Raw genomic sequence first — 3492 nt, 5'->3', positions numbered from 1 at the left:
TCAATACAATGCGAAGACAAAAAGTTAGATTGGCTACAATGGATCTACGAATTGCGACGATCGCCATTTCTCACAATTTAATATTACTTACTAGAAATATCGCTGATTTCAATCAAGTTCCGAACTTAGTTGTGGAAGATTGGACGGCATAGTTGCAGATTGAATATTTATCCAAAAATTAATGGAGCTTATTTTGTGGAGTCTAAACTGAATTCTGTGCCAGGGGATGCATTAGGTTATCTACGACGTTTAGATCAGCGTTGGCAGGCCCTATGTCAGGGAAATTTACCTTCCGTTTTTGAAGTGGTTCAAAAAGTTAATATCAACTTGGGGGAAACGGATTTTGACGCAGTAATTTGCGGTGGTACCCTGGGAATTTTATTGGCTGCCAGTTTACAAACCAATGGTTGGCGCATTGCCGTCCTAGAACGGGGCAAATTACAAGGTCGCGCCCAGGAATGGAACATTTCTCGCCAGGAATTACAAACTTTTGTTGAATTAGAGTTACTCACCCCAGAAGAATTGGAAACGGCGATCGCCAGTGAGTATAATCCCGGTCGCATTGCTTTCCATGGCGGGCAAGAGTTTTGGGTGGAAAATGTTTTAAATGTGGGTGTAGACCCAGTTTATTTACTAGAAAAACTTAAGCAAAAATTCCTCCAAGCCGGAGGTACATTATTAGAGCATAGTGCCTTTCAGAAAGCAACTATTCACCCCGATGGAGTTACTATTAATTATCAGCATAATGGAGAAAATCAAGTCGATCAAAAACTCACCAGCCGTTTGCTCATTGATGCCATGGGGCACGGTTCTCCTTTAGTAAATCAATCTCGGCAAGGGGAAATCCCCGATGGAATTTGCCTTGTTGTTGGTAGTTGTGCCCAGGGGTATTCTGACAACAGCACTGGAGATTTAATTGCCACCACCACCGGGATTGCCAACAATTGCCAATACTTTTGGGAAGCTTTTCCTGCTCGGGATGGCCGCACCACCTATTTATTTACTTATGTAGATGTGCATCCAGACCGCATCAGTTTAGAATTTCTTTTTGAGGAATATTTTCGTCTATTATCTGAGTATCAAAAAATCAATCTAGACCAACTGCAATGGCAACGGTTTTTATCTGGTTTTTTCCCTGCTTATAAATCTAGCCCTCTACATTTTCCTTGGGATCGAGTACTAGCCGTGGGGGACAGTGCCGGCAGTCAATCCCCTGTTAGCTTTGGTGGTTTCGGCGCCATGGTCCGCCATTTACAGCGGTTAACTCGGGCCATTGGTGAAGCTCTGGAAGCGGATTATTTGACCGCGGCGGATCTGGCTCTTTTGCAACCCTACCAACCGAATATCGGGGTTACTTGGTTATTTCAACAAACCATGGGGGTTAAAGTTGGACAAAAATCAGATCCAGATCAAATTAATCGCTTAATGAATGCGGTTTTTACTGTCATGGATCGGCAAGGTCAAGAAGTCATGGGACCTTTTTTACAAGATGTAATCCAATGGTCTGGTCTAACCCAAACTTTGCCGAGGGTAAATCCGCTCATCGTGTTACCTTTATTGCCCCAAATTGGTCTACCAGCTTTGCTAGAATGGTTAGGTCATTATGCCAACTTAGCGGGCTACAGTTTAGCTTATCCCTTGGCTAAAAATATCCTATTTACTAACCCTAATTTTGGGCAAAAACGTCGCCTAGAGGCTTGGTATTATGGCTCTGGCTATGATTTTCATCATTGAAGATTTATCGGTTATAACGTGATGGAACTGAGGATGGCATTGCTAATGTACTAGTTGTTAATGGCACTCCTAAAGAAGCTATTTTTCTTGGCTTCCACGAGCCGGCGAAGTTATTTATGTACTTAAAATATAAAATGAATAGCAATCATTGCGAAGGGGGTTTATCTGAGCTACTTTTACCGTTATCCTCTAAAATTTAGCTATCGTAGAAATTATATCAACTTGCACCACTGAATTGACTGATTGAGCCATGAGTAATAATGACAAAGATAAACGTCTCCCCTGTCCATCGTGCGGTTCATTGCATATTTTAAAGAACGACAGCATTCGCAACAAGAACAAAGGTATTTGTGCGAAGGATGCGGCAGGCAGTTTGTGGAAAACCCTAGCAAACATTATATAAGCGAGTAAGAAATTGAATACATTAAACGAGGTCTTCTAGAGCGAATCTCTCTAAGATAATGTCTGTCATAAATGCTGGGAATATCAATTAATTGGTTGCAGAATTATGTTAATAAGTTTTATCGCTCAATCTCTTTTGAAACAAGTAGTCTAGCTTCTTGCATTAATAGTTTGATTCTCGAATGTGATGAGTTATGGTCATTTGTTTGCTCAAAAGACAACCCTGTTTATCTTTGGTTATCATTAAACAGAAATACGAAGGAAATTTTAGGCTTTCATTTGGGTGATAGGACAAAAAAAGATGCTCAAGATTAGTCAGGAAGCGCCTTTCATTTTCTAAAAACTTTTTCAATCATGAATCCGCTATTTTATATTTTATCAACCACCATAGGGACTGAACAGAATTTTGTGTAAGGGGAGTAAAATCCAATCAAAAGGAGGAAACCCCTGATGGTACGCAAAAAACAAGAACCAAATCGTGTCGATAGCCTACTAGAAGAGTTGCTGGAAGAGCATCAAACCCCAGAAGAAATACTGGGAGAGTCAGGACTACTAAAACAACTGACCAAACGTTTGATAGAAGGTGCATTGGCCGGGATACTAAACCATAACTTAAACAAGCAGGCAGAGGAAGGAAAGGGCAACAGCCGCAACGGCTACTCAAGGAAAACAGTGCAGTGCGGGCAAGGGAAAATGGAATTGTCAATCCCTCGAGACCGGGGGAGGGGAACTTTGAGCCGGTGTTAGTGCCCAAACATGAACGTCGCATCATGGGATTGGACGAAAAAATTCATGCCCTCTATGCCAGGGGTATGGGGACTCGGTATATCAGTGCTCAACTAGAGGAACTCTATGGAGCCAAGGTGTCAGCGAGCTTGATTAGCGAAGTAACCGGCACAGTAATGGAGGAAGTCAAGGCTTGGCAAGTCTATCCATTGGCAGAAATCTACCCCATCGTTTACCTGGATGCCTTGTACGTGAACATCAAGGTCTCAGGTTGAATCAGCAAACGAGCGGTCTATCTGGCCCTAGGGATTAACCGGGAGGGAGACTGGGTCTTTAGCTTGGGGCGGTCAAAGCCGATGGTGCTAAATTCTGGGAGTGATCTAAATCTTCCTCTTTACACAAAATTTATAGCATTTTTAGCGGAAGTGAGGTCAGTCCAAACCTTTGCAAGGCTTGATTTAAAAGGCTTTACACATAACTTATATATCTGAAAATCGCTATAGCCCTCTTTCATCAAAATGGGTGAATTAGAATGGAGATAAAAGGCTGGAAAGCTTGGAGGGAGTATGACGAAGGTAAGAGAAGCGAAAAAGACAGTACAATGTGTAGACACGTATAGTAAACTGTATA

Annotated in this window: 2 protein-coding genes and 2 pseudogenes; all 4 read left to right on the top strand. The window is 42.0% G+C overall.

Features of this window, described 5'->3' with window-relative positions:
* The first annotated feature begins 195 nt into the window (after positions 1 to 195).
* A complete protein-coding gene (locus IQ219_RS18130; protein WP_368667635.1) occupies positions 196 to 1734 on the top strand; it encodes an FAD-binding oxidoreductase in 1539 nt (512 codons plus the stop codon).
* Positions 1735 to 1763: 29 nt separating this feature from the next.
* Positions 1764 to 1934 (top strand): annotated as a pseudogene (locus tag IQ219_RS20630) (hypothetical protein); the annotation flags it as partial.
* 274 nt (positions 1935 to 2208) lie between these two features.
* A complete protein-coding gene (locus IQ219_RS20625) occupies positions 2209 to 2451 on the top strand; it encodes an IS1 family transposase (RefSeq protein ID WP_194021156.1) in 243 nt (80 codons plus the stop codon).
* Positions 2452 to 2586: 135 nt separating this feature from the next.
* Positions 2587 to 3196, top strand: a pseudogene (locus IQ219_RS18120) (transposase); the annotation flags it as partial.
* Positions 3197 to 3492: the final 296 nt, after the last annotated feature.

The sequence above is a fragment of the Synechocystis sp. LEGE 06083 genome, from assembly GCF_015207725.1.
Lineage (GTDB): Bacteria > Cyanobacteriota > Cyanobacteriia > Cyanobacteriales > Microcystaceae > Synechocystis > Synechocystis salina.
This window is presented reverse-complemented; position numbering and strand designations above follow the sequence as displayed.

What these genes read in the sequence shown, in the direction of transcription:
- IQ219_RS20625 (WP_194021156.1), top strand. Translation starts at nt 2,209, where the DNA reads ATGCTGGGAATATCAATTAATTGGTTGCAGAATTATGTTAATAAGTTT.